The organism is Microbacterium sp. C7(2022) (genome assembly GCF_028823665.1).
GTDB lineage: Bacteria > Actinomycetota > Actinomycetes > Actinomycetales > Microbacteriaceae > Microbacterium.
On sequence record NZ_JAPEHV010000116.1, the window covers coordinates 1 to 213 of the forward strand.

The window sequence follows — 213 nt, forward strand, 5'->3', positions numbered from 1 at the left end:
GGACGCCATATAACCCAAGACCCCAAAGTTGGCAGGGGTAATACAGGCTGCCATCTCTAAAGCCAAATTAGTCACATGTAATCGCGTTTCAGTTATCTCTAAAAGTTCAATAAAAAGGTCTAAAGAAGATTGAGCGTCTATAGAAGCAGATAAAATATTTTGGACTTGACGTGTTTGAATTTCACTTAAATTAAGTGTCTGCCAATCTATTCC

Annotated in this window: 1 protein-coding gene; it reads right to left on the bottom strand. The window is 38.0% G+C overall.

Going from position 1 to position 213, the window contains the following annotated elements:
* A partial coding sequence (locus ON062_RS13765; RefSeq protein WP_274647710.1) for a hypothetical protein occupies positions 1-213 on the bottom strand: 213 nt, incomplete at both ends.